General features: G+C 59.5%; 15 protein-coding genes. 9 read left to right on the forward strand and 6 right to left on the reverse strand.

Going from position 1 to position 18,246, the window contains the following annotated elements; genetic code table 11:
* Nucleotides 1–30: 30 nt before the first annotated feature.
* From A3CW_RS45885 to A3CW_RS0110650, 6 genes are all read left to right on the forward strand, one after another.
* On the forward strand, nucleotides 31–870 hold the full coding sequence (locus A3CW_RS45885) for a lyase family protein (protein WP_245623594.1): 840 nt from the start codon (nucleotides 31–33) through the stop codon (nucleotides 868–870).
* Nucleotides 871–1,039: 169 nt separating this feature from the next.
* A complete protein-coding gene (locus A3CW_RS0110630) occupies nucleotides 1,040–3,052 on the forward strand; it encodes an FUSC family protein (RefSeq protein ID WP_028203547.1) in 2,013 nt (670 codons plus the stop codon).
* Nucleotides 3,053–3,162: 110 nt separating this feature from the next.
* Complete coding sequence (locus tag A3CW_RS0110635; RefSeq protein WP_035512758.1) at nucleotides 3,163–3,915, forward strand: phosphate/phosphite/phosphonate ABC transporter substrate-binding protein; 753 nt, start codon at nucleotides 3,163–3,165, stop codon at nucleotides 3,913–3,915.
* Between the two features lie 502 nt (nucleotides 3,916–4,417).
* Nucleotides 4,418–5,218: an H-NS family nucleoid-associated regulatory protein gene (locus A3CW_RS0110640; protein ID WP_028203549.1), complete on the forward strand. Its 801-nt coding sequence runs from the start codon at nucleotides 4,418–4,420 to the stop codon at nucleotides 5,216–5,218.
* A gap of 71 nt (nucleotides 5,219–5,289) precedes the next feature.
* Nucleotides 5,290–5,934, forward strand: coding sequence for a DUF429 domain-containing protein (locus A3CW_RS0110645; protein ID WP_028203550.1), 645 nt, complete (start codon nucleotides 5,290–5,292; stop codon nucleotides 5,932–5,934).
* Nucleotides 5,935–6,025: 91 nt separating this feature from the next.
* Nucleotides 6,026–6,541 (forward strand): gamma-glutamylcyclotransferase family protein, encoded by a 516-nt coding sequence (locus tag A3CW_RS0110650; protein WP_028203551.1) that lies wholly within the window; start codon nucleotides 6,026–6,028, stop codon nucleotides 6,539–6,541.
* Nucleotides 6,542–6,790: 249 nt separating this feature from the next.
* On the opposite strand, the gene A3CW_RS0110655 is transcribed toward A3CW_RS0110650, so the two are convergent.
* The gene (locus A3CW_RS0110655; protein ID WP_028203552.1) at nucleotides 6,791–7,576 is read right to left on the reverse strand and encodes an IclR family transcriptional regulator; all 786 of its coding nucleotides are present in this window, start codon (nucleotides 7,574–7,576) and stop codon (nucleotides 6,791–6,793) included.
* 188 nt (nucleotides 7,577–7,764) lie between these two features.
* On the opposite strand from A3CW_RS0110655, the gene A3CW_RS0110660 reads away from it, so the two are divergent.
* The 3 genes from A3CW_RS0110660 to A3CW_RS0110670 all read left to right on the forward strand — a co-directional run bounded on the left by A3CW_RS0110660 (nucleotide 7,765) and on the right by A3CW_RS0110670 (nucleotide 10,819).
* A complete protein-coding gene (locus A3CW_RS0110660) occupies nucleotides 7,765–9,048 on the forward strand; it encodes an MFS transporter (protein WP_028203553.1) in 1,284 nt (427 codons plus the stop codon).
* A gap of 4 nt (nucleotides 9,049–9,052) precedes the next feature.
* Nucleotides 9,053–9,499 carry a type II 3-dehydroquinate dehydratase gene (locus tag A3CW_RS0110665; RefSeq protein ID WP_028203554.1) on the forward strand — a complete coding sequence of 149 codons (447 nt, stop codon included), beginning with the start codon at nucleotides 9,053–9,055 and terminating at the stop codon, nucleotides 9,497–9,499.
* 990 nt (nucleotides 9,500–10,489) lie between these two features.
* Nucleotides 10,490–10,819, forward strand: coding sequence for a hypothetical protein (locus tag A3CW_RS0110670; protein ID WP_028203555.1), 330 nt, complete (start codon nucleotides 10,490–10,492; stop codon nucleotides 10,817–10,819).
* A gap of 693 nt (nucleotides 10,820–11,512) precedes the next feature.
* Here A3CW_RS0110670 and A3CW_RS50835 read toward each other — a convergent pair.
* The 5 genes from A3CW_RS50835 to A3CW_RS0110690 all read right to left on the reverse strand — a co-directional run bounded on the left by A3CW_RS50835 (nucleotide 11,513) and on the right by A3CW_RS0110690 (nucleotide 17,686).
* The gene (locus tag A3CW_RS50835) at nucleotides 11,513–11,728 is read right to left on the reverse strand and encodes a hypothetical protein (protein WP_245623596.1); all 216 of its coding nucleotides are present in this window, start codon (nucleotides 11,726–11,728) and stop codon (nucleotides 11,513–11,515) included.
* Between the two features lie 570 nt (nucleotides 11,729–12,298).
* Nucleotides 12,299–13,396, reverse strand: coding sequence for an NHL repeat-containing protein (locus A3CW_RS0110675; protein WP_028203556.1), 1,098 nt, complete (start codon nucleotides 13,394–13,396; stop codon nucleotides 12,299–12,301).
* A 765-nt stretch (nucleotides 13,397–14,161) separates the two neighbouring features.
* Nucleotides 14,162–15,109, reverse strand: a complete 948-nt coding sequence (locus A3CW_RS0110680; RefSeq protein ID WP_028203557.1) for a pseudouridine-5'-phosphate glycosidase — start codon at nucleotides 15,107–15,109, stop codon at nucleotides 14,162–14,164.
* 12 nt (nucleotides 15,110–15,121) lie between these two features.
* The gene (locus A3CW_RS0110685; protein WP_028203558.1) at nucleotides 15,122–16,702 is read right to left on the reverse strand and encodes a phytoene desaturase family protein; all 1,581 of its coding nucleotides are present in this window, start codon (nucleotides 16,700–16,702) and stop codon (nucleotides 15,122–15,124) included.
* Between the two features lie 231 nt (nucleotides 16,703–16,933).
* Entirely contained in the window at nucleotides 16,934–17,686 is a 753-nt protein-coding gene (locus A3CW_RS0110690; protein ID WP_028203559.1) for an SDR family NAD(P)-dependent oxidoreductase, read from the reverse strand.
* Between the last annotated feature and the right edge of the window lie 560 nt (nucleotides 17,687–18,246).

An 18,246-nucleotide genomic window follows, 5' to 3' on the forward strand; every position in this document is an offset into this window, starting at 1 on the left:
AAGGACATCGTCAAGATTGGGCGGACTCATATGCAGGACGCGACTCCGATCACGCTGGGTCAGGAGTGGTCGGGCTACGAGGGCATGCTCACCGACAACCTGGAGCGGCTCGACGATGCGCTAAAGGGCGTCTATCGCCTTGCGCTCGGCGGCACGGCGGTTGGCACGGGCCTGAATTCCACGCCGGAATTCGCGGGCGCAGCCGCTGCCGAGATTGCCCGCCTGACGAATCTTCCGTTCGTCACGGCCCCGAACAAGTTCACCGTGCAAGGCGCGCACGATGCGCTCATCCATCTGTCGGGCACGATGCGCACGCTCGCGTGCTCCCTCTACAAGATCGCCAACGATATCCGGCTGATGTCGTGCGGGCCGCGCGCCGGATTCGCAGAACTGATCATTCCCGAAAACGAGCCGGGCTCGTCGATCATGCCGGGCAAGGTCAACCCTACGCAGGCCGAGGCGCTCGCGATGGTCGCCACGCAAGTGATCGGCGACGATGTGGCAACGGGGATCGGGGGCGCAAGCGGCTATCTCGAGATGAACGTCTACAAGCCGCTGATCATCTTCGACATCATGCATTCCATCGCTATCGTGAGCGATTCATGCACGAACTTCCGGAAGTTCCTGGTGGAAGGGACGAAGCCGAACCTGACGAAGATCCAGGAAGATGTCGACCGCTCGCTGATGCTCGTGACGGCGCTTTCGCCGGTTATCGGCTATGACAAATCGTCGAAGATCGCACACTATGCATACGATAACGATCTCACGCTCAAGCAGGCAGCCTTGAAACTCGGCTATGTGACTGAAGCGCAATTCGACCAGATTGTCGATCCCAGGAAAATGGTCAAGCCGTACGTTGCGCATCAATAGACTCCTGTGGCGGGTAAAGTCTGCAGGATCCACGCGCCGCCTGGCACTGCCAGCGCACGCGGATCGCCCGTCTTTCCGTGCTACGCTGGCGACGATGCGCGCAAAGTCTGCGCTTCGCTTCGAAGGTGTTGTGCCATCCAGTTCAACGTCTGCATAAAGCGAAGGCGTCATGGACAACCTTGCCAGGCTGGTGTCGATAGTCAGTCGCCGGACTTTCAGGGCGGAAGGCCATGTCTTTGCCGTCACGCCCGAGCGAGTCGCGATTGCTGAGGGCGTGCGTGCCGCTCTCGCGATGGCGCCGATGCTGGCCGCGGCAATGCTGCTGGCACGACCCGAGGTTGCGCTGGGCGCCGTCGCGGCTTTCTGGAATTGCCTGTGCGATCCCCAGGGTGAGAAAGCTGCACGCCTCAAAGCGATGGGCACGTTCACCATCCTGGGGGGCATCGTCCTGCCGCTCGCTGCCTACGCGGCGAGCTGGGGCTATATCGCGAGCCTCGTCACCTTGTTCGTCCTGGTCTTCCTGTGCGGACTGGCGCGATCCTACAAGCCGGCTCTTGGCCCGATGCCCACGCAGGCAGGCCTCGTTGCCTCTCTCGCTGTCGTCATTGGGGTTGCGTTGGGCAGACCTTTGGCCGGCGCGCTCGAGCTGGCCGGATATTTCTTTCTTGGTTCCGTCTGGACCATGCTGTTCTGCGTCTTCCTCTGGCCGATTCCATTCCGGCAATCCGCCAATCTGATGCTGTCGACGATTTTCGGAAGACTGGAGCTCATGGCCGGCTTTTTGCTGGCGCTGGACCCCCTCACAGGTACGAATGTCACCGGTTGGGAGGAGTTCGATACCGTGCACCGCCGGGGCGTACGCATGTCGATCGAACGGGGGAGGGCATTGGCGGCGCTCGACACCAGCAATGGGTCGCGGCTCGGCGCCTATATCGATACGGCAGCCAGAATATTTTCTGCGCTGATTGCCATTGGTCATTCCCGGCGCATTTCCCAGGCGCCCCTCAGCGCGAAATCGCGGCACCTGCTGCAAGGACTGCAGGAGGTACTACAGGGGTTGAGCGCCCATGCCCTGCTGGATCGTCCTCTGCCCGATGCGCTGGTCATGCAGTCGAACGCGCTTGTGCGCCAGGTTGGCGGTCAGGACGATATGGCAGCACGTTCCGTGACGTTTGCGGCGAGTGCCATTGTCCGCCTCGCCGAGGGCGGCTTCGCCTCAGTCGCCGGCAGCAAGGCGTCCCCGGTCGCCGAAGCGCGTTCCCGCCAGATCGTGGACTCGCTGGTTTGGCGCCACGCCCTGAGAGTTGCGATGGCAACCGTGGTCGCCTTTGTCATCGGCACCTGGCTAAACGTCGCGCTCGCCTATTGGGGCGCGCTCGCGGCAATCATCGTGACACAACCGATTTCCTCCAACACCTGGCTGCGCGTTCTGGAGAGAGCGATCGGCAGCCTCATTGGCGGACTGATTGCCGCGGCACTTCTGGCGACGTTGCCGAGTCCGGGTGCCGTGCTCCTCGCCATCCTGCCGCTTGCCGCTGCGGCCATTGCCTCCAGGCTGGTGAGCTACGGCTTGTTCGTGGTCTTTCTCTGTCCCATGTTCATGCTGGTTTCCAACTTCATTCACCCGACTGGCGGTTTGATTGCTGCACGCTTTTTCAATGAAATCATTGGCGCCTTCGTGGGCGTGGCGGCCAGCTTCCTCCTGTGGCCCGAGCGGAGCAGCGACACGCTTGCCGCAGCAGTTTCCACGGCGATTTCTGCCAACATGCGCTTCGCGTCAGCCGCGCTTCGCCTCGACGCCGGCTCGGCAACCACGCTTGATAACCTGCAACGAGATGCCGGACTCTCGAGCACTCGTCTGGAAGCTGCACGGGAGCGCATGCTGCTGGAGGGGCGTTGGCGATCAGCGTGGCTCGAGCACCTGCGGGACGTCATCGTGGCCCTGCGCTCGGTTTGCGGTGCTGCCGCGGTGCTCGAGGTCCTGCGGGAAGGAGAGCCCGGCGCATTTGATCGCCAAAGGGCAGACGGCTACGATGCGATGACCGTACAGCTACTGCACGGGCTGGCCTCCCGGACCACCTGGCAGTTACCGGCGGCTCAACCGGCCGGAATCACCGAAGACGACCTCGGGCAGGCAATCCGCAACCTCGTAAGCGCTTTCAATGCGTACGTTTCCAGATAGCTGGGAAACGTGCATTTCGATAAAAAGCATAGTGTTTTGGTCATCGCTACTTTGCCGATCCACATAGAATGACTTCGGCCTCATGTCTTCGCATAGGAAAGGTGGTAGCCATGGCAAAGCAGAATCTGACGTTTCTTCTGAACAGGAATCTGGATTTTCCCGTCACCGCTGAACCCTGGACAAGCCTGCTGTCAGAGGCAGGCGTGAACGCCGAGGTGACGACGGACATTCCGGAGATGAACCGGCTGCTCGAGGCGGGCAGTCCGAATATGGCATATGTTCCAGGGGCGGGATTCTGCGTGATGATGCGAAAGGGTAATCCGTACTATCGCGGACTTGTCATCGCAACATCGAAGTTCTCCGGGCAACCCGCCCAACGCACGCTCCTTGTGGTTCGTCACGACGATCAGGCAAATACGCTCGACGACCTTGAAGGATCGACGTACGGATACCTGAACAGGTCCTGTTCTTCCAGTTTCTTTCCGCCTGCCATCATGTTGAATGAGAAAGGAAAGAAGCTTGAAACCTTCTTCGAACTCAAGCAGGTTGCGGGATGGCAGGACCGGGTCGACGCTGTTGTCGCGAAGTCCATTCGCGCAACGATGATTCTGGAAGACGTATGGAAGATGACACCCGCGAACGTAGAGGCGACGAAGGTCATCGGCGAATATGATACTTGCGTACCCGCCGTCCTGATCGTGCGCAAGGATCTCAGTGCGGACCTCGCGACAACATTTCGGGAACATCTCTTGAGCTACATGCCGGACTGGAAAAACGTCTACGGGGCGTTCCGGCCATTTTACTTCGCCGATATCCAGACCTTTTACCATCAGGTTTGCCAGCTGCCTGACGATGAGGTTTGATTGGCGTGAAGACGAAGCGGGCCCCTCGCTATCAGAAAGCGTAAGCAATTCTACGCGGACTTGACGTCACTCAAAGCACTGTATGCTTGCACAGGGTCCTGCCGCATGCTCGCGGCTGTTCCGCTAACTTCCTTCGGCGTAGAAAGGACCTGCTGTGTCGTGCCAACGGGATTTGCGTCGTCCGCGGCACGAAACGGGTTGCCCGATCAATCTTCGGTGGTTCGCCAGGAGTATGAGGTCTCGCGCGAGAGCCTATTGGTATTCCTATGGTCAATTCGTGTACCCACCAGCCTTCGCATAACGAGTAACAGCACGCTGAATTGAAGTGAACGGGCGAAAAGCGCGGCGGCACTTCCGCACCGATAGTCAGACGACTTGTCGATCTGGAAATAGTAAGTAATGTTTCTCACTGCCTGGCGCAAACTAATTCGACACCAAATGTTGTATTCGTCGTCCGATGTGGCATAGTGGAAAAAATTAACTTTTCAAAGGAAAACCACGAATGGCTACGCTCCAATCGATTCAGGCAAGAATCGCAAAGCTGCAGGCTCAAGCAGAATCGCTGGCGACAACGAAATCGTCGGTGGTACTCGAGAAGATTCGCGGCCTGATGGACAAGCATGCCGTGACGGTTGCTGACATTGAGGCATTTGTCGGCAAGCGGCGCGGCCGCAAGCCGGGCGCGACCGTTGCTGCGAAGCAGGCTTCGTCGGCAGCGAAATATCGCGATCCCAAAACCGGCGCGACCTGGACCGGCCATGGCCGTGCTCCCGCGTGGATTGCAAATGCAAAGGACCGAAGCAAGTTCCTGATTGCAGGCGCGGCGCCGAAATCGGCCGCTGCTGTGAAAGCGCCTAAGGCAGGTAACTACGTGCGCGGACCGCAGCCGCCGAAATATCGTGACCCGAAAACCGGCGCGACGTGGTCCGGTCGTGGCATCGCACCGGCATGGCTCGCAGGCGCGAAGGACCGGTCGAAGTTTTTGATTGAAAAGGCTGAGCCTGCAGCGAAGACGGCCAAGGCGCCGGCAGCGAAGAAGGCTGCTGTAAAAAAGAACGCTGCAACGAAAAGGGCTGCTGTCAAAAAGAACGCGGCAACGAAAAAGGCTGCTGTCAAGAAGGTATCTGTGAAGGCGGCGGCATCGCCGGCACGCAAAGCTGCACCGAAGAACGGCGCAGCGGCGAAATCACCTGTCGTCCGAAAAGCCCGTGCGCCGAAGCTTGTGGTGAAATCGACGGCGCCCGTCGAGGTTGCCGCGCCTGCGGCGGCCACTGAAGTTGTGAGCACGGCCGCTGCGGCCTGAGTGGCACACACCGGGCTCCGGAAGCCTGCTTCCAGCCCGGTTCAGCGCTTGTTACTCGTGGCGGGGACCGCGTGAATACACGGACGGTTGCTGGCATCGACGTGGGCGGTGACAAGAAGGGCTGCCATCTGGTCATTCTGGAAGGCAGCCGTGCTTTCCGGCCTGCCGATACGAAAACCCCGCAGGAGATGCTGCAAGCGTGCCTTGAGTACGGCGTCCAGGCCGTTGGGATCGACGCGCCTTGCCAATGGGGTGTCGAAGGCGAAGGCCGGCGTGCGGAAAGGGAACTTGCGCGTCAACGCATCTTTTCCTTCGCCACGCCAACCCGAAAGCGTGCCGATGAGAACCCGGGGCGCTTCTACCGGTGGATGTTCAACGGAGAAGTCATTTACCAGGTCTTTTCTTCCGACTATCCGCTGCTGTCATCTCGCGATTTCCAGGGTGGGCGTGTTAGCTTCGAAACGTTTCCCCATGCCGTGACCTGTGCTCTGCGCGGCAAGGAGGGGACGTCTGCGAAGGAGAAGCGCCGGCAACGGCCTGAAGTGCTGGAAAGCGCTATGATCGACGCCTCTGGCTTGAAATCGATTGACGACTTCGATGGCGCGCTGTGTGCGCTGACCGCGAGATACCTGGTTGAAGGGCGCACATATGCTTACGGCGACGTGGAAGGTGGCTACATTCATGTTCCGATTCCACTTTCCTTGAACACGTATTGACGCTAATACCGTGCCGCCGTGTGGGAAGGTGTTGCAGGTGGCTTGCCGCGCGTTATGTCCCACTGCAGTTGTCACGAGGGCAATCACAGCTATGCACTCGAGCAGCGAATTTACCTATTTCGCGTACGGCTCCAACATGTCGATACGACGCCTCATCGCGAGGCTGCCGTCAGCGAGGGTTGTCACCACAGGGTTCGTGACTGGCTACAAACTCGCGTTCGACAAATTGAGCAAGAAGGACGGCTCGGGAAAATGCGATTGTGAGCACACGGGAAACGTCGGTGACAGAGTCTATGGCGTCATTTTTTCGGTCGTGCCTGGCGAACGGGAGGCGCTCGACACATTCGAAGGAGCGGGTAAGGGTTACGCGCCTTTGAGTGTCCGGGTTGAGACCGCGACTGGCGGAGTGTATGCGCTGACCTACGTCGCTACGAAGAAGCAGCCTGGTCTTCAGCCCTACCACTGGTACAAGCAGCACGTATTGGTGGGCGCGAGGGAGGCGAATTTGCCTGAAGACTACGTGCGAGCTATCGAGGCGGTTGACTCTATCGACGATCCTGATTCAGCCCGAACCGAGAAGGAGCTTCGGGCTTACTCGGCGACTTGACCGGCCTCGGCACGGGATGCCTACGCTTTCCATTTCCGAGCCGCCATTGCTTCAGGACTTTTCCGGCAAATGCAGGATCGGGTGCCTGAGGCGGCGCTCGCGACGCTACTGCGGCAAACGCCAATTCATCGACTGAGGTTTTTCCAGAAAGCCGTCGCTGCTGCCGCACCGGCGCTAAGGAAGTTGTCGGCGGCAGCTAGATCCAGATTTCCGTTCGCATTTTTTAAATATTGACTGAATTCTGCGCCCTCATCCCTTTCCGAGCGGCGGCCGATGTGAGAATCCCGCCATATTGCTCAACTGGGCCAGCTCATTGGCCGCCTCGCGTAGCAGTCCCGAGTACTCGTGAATCTTCTCGGTCGTTAGTCGCACCCGAGGACCCGCCAGGCTGATGACGCCGACGCAGCGTGAGCCGCTCACCACGGGCGTCGCCACTGCCGACATGCGCGGGGCAAACACCTCGTCGATCATCGCGTAGCCACGCACGCGCGCCGCATGCACGAAACCGAGCAGCGCTTTTAGTGTCGTCGGCGCATTGGGTCCGAACTCATTCGGCTGTCCGAAGCCTTGTTTCAAGACTAGCAAGGCCGCCTGTTCGTCGGTCATCGTCATGAGCCATGCGTGTCCGGTCGACGTGCATGAAAGTCGTGCGGCCTGGCCCATGTCGGGGTCGTAGCGGAAGCCGGTGCGGTGTCCGTCCGCCTTCCCGACCCAGATGATCGCTTCGCCATCCACCAGCGACAGTCGCGCGAGTTCGCCAGTCTGCGCAGCGACGCGTTCGATGATCGGCTGGGCGATATCTGCGATGCCCGTGAGACTCAGGAATTCGAGTCCGTTCGACGTCATGCGCATTGTCAGGATGTAGCGGCTGTGATCGACCCGTTGCCTGACATACCCGCCTTCAACGAGTTCGGCGAGCAGGCGGTGGCAGGTGCTGCGCGGCAGAGACAAGGCATCGGCAATGGCCACGAGGCCTGCACCTTCGCCCTGCGACGCCAGCAGATCGAGAATTCTTAGGCCGTTTCTAAGCGACATCTTTCGCTGGTTTCCATATTATGAGATGCAGTTCCGGTACGGAACGCCCCGCCTGTCCAGCGCAAACAATAGCACCTGTTCGTCGCCAGAAACGAACGCATCGACATATCGAGAATTCAGGAGACAACATGTCTTTTTTTGCTGATTCGGACCTTGCCGCGGAAGGACGGTCTGCGCAGGCTCACTTGATGGCGCGTCGGGCAGTAGCAGGGGCAACTGTCGGTACCGCGCTCGAATGGTTCGACTTCGCGCTCTATGGCGTGGTCGCGGCCACGATCTTTCCCAAGCTGTTTTTCCCGTCGCTCGACCCGACCGCCTCGCTGCTCGCGTCTCTCGCAAGTTTCTGGGCAGGGTTGGCCGCACGCCCGCTTGGCGCGGTGATTTGCGGGATGCTCGGGGACCGTTGGGGACGCCGCAAACTGATGCTGATCACCGTGTCGGTGATGGGCGCGTCGTCGTTCCTGATGGGCTTGCTGCCCACTTACCACCAGGTTGGCATCCTCGCGCCGACGTTGCTGGTGTCGCTTCGCATCATTCAGGGTTTCGCGCTTGGCGGCGAATCGACGGGTGCGCAACTGATGGCGGTGGAGCATGCGTCTGCTAACCGCCGTGGCTGGTATTCAGGTCTGCTTGGCATTTGTTCGCCGCTCAGCCAGATTCTCGCCAATTTCTCGCTCTTTACGCTGGCCGCGTTGCTTTCGTCGGACGACTTCGATAGTTGGGGCTGGCGAGTCCCGTTTCTCGCGAGCTTTGTTCTGGTGCTGCTGGGCATCTATATCCGCAGGAAGGTTAGCGAGACACCGGCCTTCGAGGCGCTCAAGAGGACTGGCGCATCCACACGCGCCGCCAATCCGCTCGGCACCGTCTTCAAATATCACTGGCGCACCGCGCTCCGCCTGACGCTGTTCTTCTGCGGCCCGGCCGCGCTGTTTTATCTGATCGTGGTCTTCTCGCTCAGCTACCTGACGAAACACCTCGGCGTACCGAGGCAGACCGGCTTCATGCTGCTGATGGTGGCGAATGTCTGCGCCATCGTGGGCGCGCTGGCGGGCGGCTATCTGAGCGATCGGATCGGACGCAAACGTGCGCTGATGATCGGTTCGTCCTGCACACTGATCTGCTGCCTGATTTACTTCCCGATCCTCAACCACAACTCGATCGCCATGACGATGGCAGTGATGGGCGCCTTCCTCGGCTTCACGCAGTTCCAGAGCGGCATCCAGCCGGTCTGGTTCGCCGAGTCATTCCCGACCGAGGCGCGCTACACCGGGTCCGCGCTGTCGTACTCGGGAGCCAACCTGCTCACCGGCGGCCCGATGCCCATTGTCGCCGTGGCGCTGCTCAATGCCTTTAACGGCTCCCCGTGGGCCATCGTAGCGGTTTGCGGCTCGCTGAACCTGATCTCCTTCCTGACGATCGCAATATCCCGCGAAACCAGGGGCACGGCCCTGGAACGCTCTTCAACACATTGACACTATGACTCGCAAACTCTACATCCTCAATGGTTCCAACCTGAACATGCTGGGCGCGAGGGAGCCTCATCTTTATGGCAGCACTACGCTGAAGGACATCGAACAGAATTGCCTCACGCTGGCCGATGCTCTCAAGTTCGACTGCGTATTTCGTCAAACGAACAGCGAAAGCGAGTTGGTCGACTGGATTCAGGAAGCGTTCCTGCAGGACGCCGCGCTGATCATCAATCCGGCCGGCTTTTCATTCGGTCGGATTCCGGTGCTCGACGCAGTCAAGCTCATCCGCCGGCCGGTGGTGGAATTGCATATCACCAACATCCACCAACGCTCGGAGGAATATCGTCACTCGACGATTTCGGTGGCCGCCACGGCGGTAATTTGCGGGGCGGGGGCAAACGGATACCTGCTGGCGATCCGCGCGATCGACGATCTGTGGGGCAAACAGACTTGAGCCGGCTCCTCGATTCATGAGGCACGCGGGCTCCTCGTTGGAGCCCGCTTCGATCGGCATGCGCTACATCGTCATCTGGTGGCTTGCAATCGAAAGTGTCCGAGGCGGGGCGAAACAAGTACTCAAATAGGGTTGCGTTGGGTTTGCACAGCGCCTTGAGAACAAGAATCGCAGGTACTATCACGAGAAGTCCGTTGAAGTTGAAGGTGAAAACTTGATGCGCCGTTTCGGATGCATCTAAGCGGGCGACAATCCCGGCAAGCGCGACTGAGAACGCAGCGAGCAGGCCAGCGAGACTTGAGATGAATGGCACCGCGAGAGTCGTCGCTCCGGTGAGCATTGCAACCGCTAATTTCGTGGTGGATGCGCTACAGAACGGCTTTGTGGCATCCGCACTAGCCGCCAATGGCATAGTAGGTGCCGCAGTCGCGACATCCGATAACTGTGACCCACCTCAGCCGGTGAAGCACTGACAAAAGAAGCGAAAGCTGGCGTGGCAAAGGCAGTACGACGTCTAGCGCGCGGAGGAGGGGGCCGAACGGGCTCCTCTCTCGCCACGCATCGCATCTCGTTACTTTTTCCCCAGGTGAGCGGGGCGAGGAGCGACGTCCTCCTCCTTCATGCACGTTGCAGAAAGTTGGACAAGTTAATAGCGGTGGTAGTAGCCACCTGCAGGCACGACGATGCAGCCGCTCAACGCGGTTGCGAGACAAACAGCCATCAGCACCAGGGCAAAAATTCGCTTCATACGTTCCTCACTTGTCGGTAGTGAAGGCAATATATTTGGAGCGCAAATTACTGATGTGTTTGTGTGTAACGAGACGTGTAATTTGAAACATCTGACCGGTCCGCGAACCAGTTCGGACATCCCGTCTCACGCGAAATAATCGGTTTCAGAACTCACAACTCGTCAGTCAACATCGTGGTCGTCCGTGACGTTGAGGAGGTGAACGGCGAGATGCCGTCCCCTCAACGGAATCGGAGACGAACATGCACAACGTTACTTTCAGAATCGCGGCTGTTGCTGTACTTGCTCTGTCATTCGCAGGCACCGCGTCAGCGCAGACCAGCTGGGATGCAACGCACCCACGTCGCGCAGAGGTGAATCACCGCCTGGCGAATCAGGACCGACGCATTCACCAGGAGGTGCGCGAAGGGGAAATGTCGCACGCCGAGGCGGCGAGACTCCATAGCGATGACCGTCAGATTCGGCAGGAGGAGCGCGACATGGCAACCCAGAACAGCGGCCATATCGCCCGGCGAGAGGACTACGTGCTAAACCAGCAGGAGAATCACGTAAGCCGGCAAATCGGCCAGTAACGCCTTCGCCGACGTTAGACAAGGCACGAACTGGGGGGAGTGGATACGCTCTCCCCAGCGTCGTCGGCCCTCGGACTTGCCGGAGGGGAACATGAAAAGTACGGATGAAAAATCTCTACGCTGTCAGGTCGAAAAATGGCTAGCTCCGGTACCAGCACTACCGGTTCACGTGATTGAGTTCGGTCGTACACGATGGGGCGGTAGTCGCTATGTGTACGTTGCGACCGCAGACGGGGCCCGAGCACTGTTCTTCTTTCTGCACGACGATGGTGCGTGGAGCGTTTGCCCGCCTGCTTCGGACAGGAAGAAGGCGGCGGTTCGGCTACCCGCCCCGGGGCACCTTGGGGCTTCCGTGTCTGAAATTTGCTGACTCACAGGCGCACAGCAGTATCGAACTTCGACGGTCAGGTGGGACTGCTGCTTGAATCGTTAGTCAACTGTGCCGCCGTCACAACCCAGCAACGAAGGGCCTATGCCATGTAGCGCCTGCAGCGCGCGATGGCAAGGTTTGCGGATGCCAATGGTGCCGGCGAGAGCGCTTTGGCAAAACGTAGAACCAAAGCGTGGAGCGGCGCTGCAGGAGAAACATATCTGGACCAGATTAGCCGCAGCACTTCGTCGGTTCCGACCATAAGATCGCGCGAAGATTCGGGGGAGTGAGCCGCGGTTCCGCCATTCGCCCTGGATTTGTATTCAGCCCGTGCGATTGCGGGCTTTTTCTTTTCGGGCGTTGCTGCTGTTCTTTCCGTGCTTAAGGCAAAGGTCTTTCAACAGCCACCGCGCGACAACTTCCGGTCTGTCATTTCCATGCGATGCAAACTTTATGTCGCCATCGAAATAGACAATGACGGTTCCGGTCATAACTCGATACTTCCCTTCGTGGCGATGGCCATCAATTTCAAGGCTCACGGGATGCGTTGTCTCGTACTCTGCTGTCGGCACGATTGTCACCTAACTTGATGGGTGTTTGACGATAGCTGAGACCTACGTAATGGTCAAATGCTTAGGGCGTCGCGTCGGGTATACCTTGTGGGACTGCAGGCTTTCGCTGCGTGTAGGTTGGCCTATTTATCGTCTCCCGTTCCCGGGTATACACCCCACATGAATACAGCGGTCGTCGCAGCAGCGCGCGCTTCTGAATCGCCGCCCGGACAAAAGTTTCGTTCTGGTTGCGCTGTTTAAGATTGATATAAGCGACGCTACGTACTCTCCCAATCGGTCCTTGAGAGGACCGCGTTCGCCAATGACCTGATGGCCGTTCAACTGCGGTAAGGGATACTAAGGTGCCCATGACTTTGGAGGAGACCTTTGTGCATGCCGAGAAGCTGGAAGTCTACGGTGCGATTTCCAGGACGGCGCAGGCGCTCAGCCCCGCAGCACGACCAGACATGCTTGGTCCGCGGCCCTACCACGGGGCGTCCTGCACGTATACCGTTCCTATTTGACATCGAACTCGTTACTCGGCAAAGCTAGCTTTGTTCAGTTGCCGTCACCATAGCTGAGCGTTGCTGGATTGGAATTTTTGAAGATTAAGTAGAAGGGGCTCTGAAGCGGATTGCCGGCCGGTGCTGCAATGTCACAGACCTTTGTCTTGACGTTGCAGCGGCGCAGTTCCCCCGCCGTCGTTGCGTCCCCACCGGTAATCGGGATGTATAGTCTGTCCCCCGGCCCAAAGAGTATTGCCTGCGCATAGGCTCGTGGTGCGGGCGGTGTAGACAGCACAAGTTCATCGAGAAGAGCGCCGGTTTTGCCGTTAAGTTTCAGAACCTTGTCGTTGTCGCTGGTAGTCGCGCGGAAGCCTGTAACCCAAAGGTTGCCTTCCTTGTCAAAGACCAGTCCTTCTGGACGGTGCAAGTCAGGAACGGTTTGATTGGATGCGAATACATCAACAAAAGCTTTCGTGGTTGGATTGAATCGCAAAACGTAGCCGACAAGTGTATTCGGGCTCTCCGTGTAGGGGCATCCAAATACGGAAACGTACAGCAGACCATCTGGTCCGAACACCAGACCACGTGGGAAAAACCCGCCAGTAAATCTGGACCGGTTGAGATTACCAAGAAATGCTCCTGCGTCGTTGTATAGCTTGATGTCGCCTTGGCTGGAGCAATCGCTACCGACGTCGGCGACATAGAAGACGTTGTCCGGCCCTCCGCGCACGATGCCGCGAGGTGCGTAAGGGGCGTTGACGTCACTTGCTGAGACGAGTTTTCCGAGAAACAACCCGGTCTTTCCGTCAAACCGAAAAATCTCCCCCGATAGCGGAAGGTTCACGTTCTGGTTGACAACCACGAGTTCGCCATTCGTATAAATCATGCCGGCGGGACCGGTCAGCCCTGCGGCTCCCGTCGTCACAAAGGTGCCACGATAAGCACCACTCGAGCCATTGAACTCCTGGATGGTGTTGTTGCCAGCATCACCGATGAAAAGCTCCTGCGCATTCAAGGGCGGGCTGGTCGTTACTGCACCTAACCCAAACAGTATTGCAATCAGGATAGGGCAGGCCAGGTAGTGGTGCATTGCCGACAGTTTTCGGAAAGGCAATCTCCAGTGCGCGAGTATATAGGTGATGGTAAGCATGTGAATCCTCCATTTTCAAGGACTACGTAGGATAAAGGAAGGTGTTATGTTTTCCCGGGAGGAGATGCGGAACTGCAGAAGCGAAATAACAGATGACAAAGCGAACGGGACGCCGACTTGATACCGGATGTCTATTCATATAAACGCTGAAATCAGTGCGTTTCTTATTATTAAGCTGATTCGCGGCCGATGGTGCGACGAGATACCGCGTGAGCAAAGCGTGATTGTCGTTTTACCAAAATCGTTCTATTTATGGGCATCGGCGAGAGGGTTTCCGATTACCACAAAGGAGAGGCAACAGTCACTGCCGCCGCATGTCAACTATATTGTCTCGGGTTGTGATTTGCCTCCATCAAATGATGGAGAGCGGAGATGAATGCGCTTTCAAAGGCAGAGGGTTAGGGAGGCGAGCCGGCACGGGCTGTCGCTCGTGCACCGAACCGGCGCGCCCGGTTCCAGGTAGCCGCCTTTACGCACGGGGGGATCCGTGCGGGGTTCGCTGCGTGCGAACGCCCGGGCGCGCGCGATAGGCTGTTCGACGACCCAGGTGTGCTGTCGAAACGAAACGAATTGGGCGCGAGATACGCGCTGAATGCCATCAGGCTATGAGCCGTCGCATGCGGAACGGAATCAATTGGCTAGCAAACTGTTGGCGGTTGCCGGGCGGGACTTGCATACCGCAAAGCGCCGCCTTTGCACGGCGCACGCCAGGGGCTGTCGTTGGAAGCTGCCGCGAAGTCTGGTCGCAACCCGACGTTCCGGTGGCTACGCCGCGCTTGTCCCGCGCTCTACGTGTGCCAACGCCAGCGCCAGCCGTACCCCGACCTCGGCATTGTGTTTCACGATCGCGATGTTTGTCGCGAGGCTGCGTCCACCTGTCAACGCCGTGATGCGCGCCAGCAGGAAGGGGGTCACGGCCTTACCGATGATTCCTTTCGCAGCGGCCTCGTCGAGCGCCTGCTGAGTCAGCGCGTCAATCTCTTCGAACGTCATCGCTGACGCGACCGGGACCGGAGTGCTCAACACCACACCGCCCTTGAGGCCGAGGTCCCACTTGGTGCGGATGAAGCGCGCCTGCTCCGTCGGCTCGTCCAGCCTGAAGTCCGCGCGAAAGCCGCTGTCACGCGTGTAGTACGCCGCGAAATTGTCCTGTTCGCAACTGAGTACCGGCACGCCATGGGTTTCCAGGTATTCCAGTGTGAGCCCGATGTCCAGGATGGACTTCGCACCGGCACAGATTACCGCCACCGAGGTCTTCGCCAGTTCCTGCAGGTCGGCCGAGATGTCAAAGGTCTCCTGCGCACCCCGGTGTACGCCGCCAATGCCTCCGGTGACGAAGACCTCAATGCCGGCCAACGCGGCACATATCATCGTGCCAGCCACCGTCGTGGCGCCGAGCCCGCCGCCGGCCAGTGTGGCCGGCAGGTCACGGCGGCTGACCTTATGTACCCGGTCCGAGCGGCCGATCAGTTCCAGTTCGACGTCCGTCAGGCCGATGTGGATTCGCCCACCGATCAGCGCGATAGTCGCGGGCTCAGCGCCCGCGTCTCGGATCAAGGACTCCACTTCATGAGCAGTGCGAATGTTCTCCGGATAGGGCATGCCGTGGGCAATGATGCTCGATTCCAGCGCCACGAGCGGCCGGCCGGCGGCCTGTGCGGCAGCCACAGGAGCGCTGCAGGTCAACCACGAGCGTGCAAGGTCCGTAACCATGTCGATGCCTCGTCAACTGAGCTGGTTCGCTACCATCCAACCCGAACCGCCGCCGAGCCCGGGACCAGGATGGGTCGATGCGCCGATGTGGTACAGGTTCGCATACGGCGCGCTATGCCCGCGCTTCCCTGAGACGCCCGCGAACGGGCGCAGCCAGAAGAACTGGTCCGGCGAGCATACCCCCGAATAGGGGTCGCCGCCCACGAGATTGCAGTTCAGGCGTTCGAGGTCCGCGGGTGAATAGGCGCGCCGGCCGACGATCCTGGTGGCGAGCCCCGGCATCACCGTTTCGAGGCGCCGCTGGATGCGGTCGGCCACCTGCTCGCGCACGGCCTCGGTCCAGCGGCCGTCCTGCGGGACCTCAATCTCGCCCGCGGCGTCCCCCGAGAGGCGTGACGGCATGTCCTGCATCTGCAGCCACAGGATCGCTGCGCCGTCTGGGGCGCGGCTCGGATCAACGGCAGTGGGCTGCCCGATTGCGATCGTCGGGCAGGCGGGAATCAGGCCATTGTTCGCCTGTGCGACGGCCATGCACACCGCTTCCAGGCTCTCGGTCAGATGCACGAGCGGCACTTTCGCGAGTTCGGGGTCGCACCACGCAGGTGGCGACGATAGCGCAAAGTGAATCTGCATGTCGCCGCGTCCGAAGTGATAAGTGCGTGCGCGCTCATGCCAGGGTGGGGGTACGTCCGGCAGCAGGCGCTCATACAGCTGGCGCGGCGTGACGTTGCACACCACGGCGCGATCGGCCTGCCAGCACTGGCCATTCGCTTCCACACCGACCGCGCGGCCATCCTTCACCAGAACCCGCTGGACATCGACGCCGGTCGCGAAGCGGCCCCCATGCCGTTCGATCACGCTGCGAAACGCTTTGACGATATTGCTGCTGCCGCCCTTGACGAGCGGCATGCCACCGGCCACCACGGCCGCGAAAGCCAGCTTGCCGAACATGGCCGAGCCGGCGTCGTCGGGACCGAGGCCCGTGTGCAGCACCCACGGCGCGATCGCCGCACGTACGAGGTCGGAGGAAAAGGTCCGCGTGCTCCAGCGCCTGAAGCTTTCCAGTGAGGCGCCGCCGAACTCCACGAGACCGTCGAGGCCGCGCTTGCGCCATTCGTCCCACAGCAGCTTGACCATGTTCCAGCCGTACGGATTCTCGCCGAGCAGGCCGAACGTGAGCGCCGCATCAGCGCCGAACAGGTGCCCGGCGGCGGCCGCGAAGGCGGCGCCATCGCCTGGGCTGATGGTGTCAAGACGCACGGCGGTGTCAGCGATATCCTGGCGAAACGCGAGCGAGCGGCCATTCGGCGTGACCACGCCCGTGGTGTAGCCGGTCTGCACGAATTCAAGACCGGCCGCGTGCAGATCGTTCTTCATTTCCGCGTACGCAGGACTGCCAACGAAGAGCGGATACCACGATGACATGATGTCGTGCGTGTAGCCCGAAAACAGCGTTTCGCTGCGAATGCACCCGCCCAGCTCGTCGTTGCGCTCGATCACGAACACGCGTTGGCCGCGCCGCGCCAGCACCGCCGCGCATACGAGCGAGTTTATCCCGCTGCCCACGACAATAACGTCTGCCTTGTCCTGCATGTCTGCCCCCACATTGTCTGCGTGACTGCGTCTGCTATGGTTTGCGCCCGCGTCGCGGTTGCGCGGCGGTTTTGCCGCGGCATCAGCGGGCGTTCGTAGCGGTACAGCTCCAGCACCAGGCCGGGGCCGAGCGCCATCATCGCGAGGCCGTGCAGTCTGGATGTCCGGGATCGCAAGGTGAAGAACAACGATCGGGAAACGAAGCGACTGCGAACTCAACCGATGCGGCGGTTACCAGGGGACGGTCTGATCAAGATGAAAGAAGGCGCCTGTGGGACCGTCTTCGCCCAAGAGCGCCGCTTTCACACTTGTCTGTGCTCCTTGAGAAAGTTGCAGTGGCGCAGCGTCAGAACCCAGGCGGGTTTTGACCCATCCAGGATGAATCGAATTCACCTTGATGTTCGTTCCCTCAAGTTCCTGGGCAAGTTGAATCGAAAAAAGGTTTAAAGCAGCCTTAGAGGCGTTGTAAGCGTAGCGTTTGGTGTAAGCGACGGTCTGATCGTTTCGCGCGTGTAGCGTCAACGAACCGAGGTGGCTGGACACGTTCACGATCCGTGCACCAGGACTCTTGCGAAGGAGGGGAAGCAGTTGGCCGGTGAGCAGGAGCACTGCAAAGACATTGGTTTCAAACACGAGCCTGAACTCCTCCAGCGAAGCGCCACTCGTGAGAGGATCAAACGCGGTCCCGGTGCCCTCCGGTGTTGCCACTCCGGCGTTGTTGACAAGAACGTCAAGTTGACCGAACCGGTGCGCAATGAGCTGCGACACCGCAACGCGGTCCGCAGAGTTCGTGATGTCCAGCTTGACCGGAGAGACCGTCGTCAAGCCTTCGTCTTCGAGGATTGCTGCAGCCTGTTCCGCCTCCTCCAGATTTCGGGCTGCGAGCAGCACCGTTAGACCCTTTTCCGCGAGTTGCCTTACAGTTTCGAACCCGATTCCACGGTTCCCTCCGGTGACGAGGGCCACTTTTGCACCGGCTTTCATATTCACTCTCCTAAAAATATGGATTCCGTGACTCTATGCACGTGTGCATCTATGTCCGAAAACTTCGTGCATAGCGGGTCTCCAACGAAGAACAGCCGGATCGGACAATTTGTTCCATTTTTTTGCTGCGATCACGACGATGGCTGCTCACTATTAAACCGATCGCACTTGCAGCCCTTACCGCGGCTGCGACAGTGACGCTCCAGAGCGTCATTGGTCAACCTCGGTTTGGCGCACGTTACCTCAGCTGGCGTAGACCCAAACGCAGGCTGGAGACTTCCGTCTGCTGATGAATGACGGATGTAGAGTATTGGCTGCCTGCGGGAATGATAATCAGCAGGTCTTTCATAAGGCTCATTCCCGAAGAGAATCGATCGCTGGATAGAAGTGACCGAACTACACGTTGAGCTCGACGAATGGCATCAATTAGCACAACTAACGGATCACCTGAAAGTCTGCTACGGGATGAGGAAGCGACGTTCGAGTGACTATCCGCGTAGAGTCGAAGAACCATTCCTGGTCGAAGGGGCCGCGACGAATGTTGCGCCTTCAACCGGGCG

This window comes from Paraburkholderia nodosa DSM 21604, assembly GCF_000519185.1.
Classification (GTDB): domain Bacteria; phylum Pseudomonadota; class Gammaproteobacteria; order Burkholderiales; family Burkholderiaceae; genus Paraburkholderia; species Paraburkholderia nodosa.

Bases quoted from the DNA above. Each gene is read 5' to 3' on its own strand.
- A3CW_RS45885 (WP_245623594.1), top strand. From the start codon at position 31: ATGCAGGACGCGACTCCGATCACGCTGGGTCAGGAGTGGTCGGGCTAC.
- A3CW_RS0110630 (WP_028203547.1), top strand. From the start codon at position 1,040: ATGGACAACCTTGCCAGGCTGGTGTCGATAGTCAGTCGCCGGACTTTC.
- A3CW_RS0110635 (WP_035512758.1), top strand. From the start codon at position 3,163: ATGGCAAAGCAGAATCTGACGTTTCTTCTGAACAGGAATCTGGATTTT.
- A3CW_RS0110640 (WP_028203549.1), top strand. From the start codon at position 4,418: ATGGCTACGCTCCAATCGATTCAGGCAAGAATCGCAAAGCTGCAGGCT.
- A3CW_RS0110650 (WP_028203551.1), top strand. From the start codon at position 6,026: ATGCACTCGAGCAGCGAATTTACCTATTTCGCGTACGGCTCCAACATG.
- A3CW_RS0110655 (WP_028203552.1), bottom strand. From the start codon at position 7,576: ATGTCGCTTAGAAACGGCCTAAGAATTCTCGATCTGCTGGCGTCGCAG.
- A3CW_RS0110660 (WP_028203553.1), top strand. From the start codon at position 7,765: ATGGCGCGTCGGGCAGTAGCAGGGGCAACTGTCGGTACCGCGCTCGAA.
- A3CW_RS0110665 (WP_028203554.1), top strand. From the start codon at position 9,053: ATGACTCGCAAACTCTACATCCTCAATGGTTCCAACCTGAACATGCTG.
- A3CW_RS0110670 (WP_028203555.1), top strand. From the start codon at position 10,490: ATGCACAACGTTACTTTCAGAATCGCGGCTGTTGCTGTACTTGCTCTG.
- A3CW_RS0110675 (WP_028203556.1), bottom strand. From the start codon at position 13,396: ATGCTTACCATCACCTATATACTCGCGCACTGGAGATTGCCTTTCCGA.
- A3CW_RS0110680 (WP_028203557.1), bottom strand. From the start codon at position 15,109: ATGGTTACGGACCTTGCACGCTCGTGGTTGACCTGCAGCGCTCCTGTG.
- A3CW_RS0110685 (WP_028203558.1), bottom strand. From the start codon at position 16,702: ATGCAGGACAAGGCAGACGTTATTGTCGTGGGCAGCGGGATAAACTCG.
- A3CW_RS0110690 (WP_028203559.1), bottom strand. From the start codon at position 17,686: ATGAAAGCCGGTGCAAAAGTGGCCCTCGTCACCGGAGGGAACCGTGGA.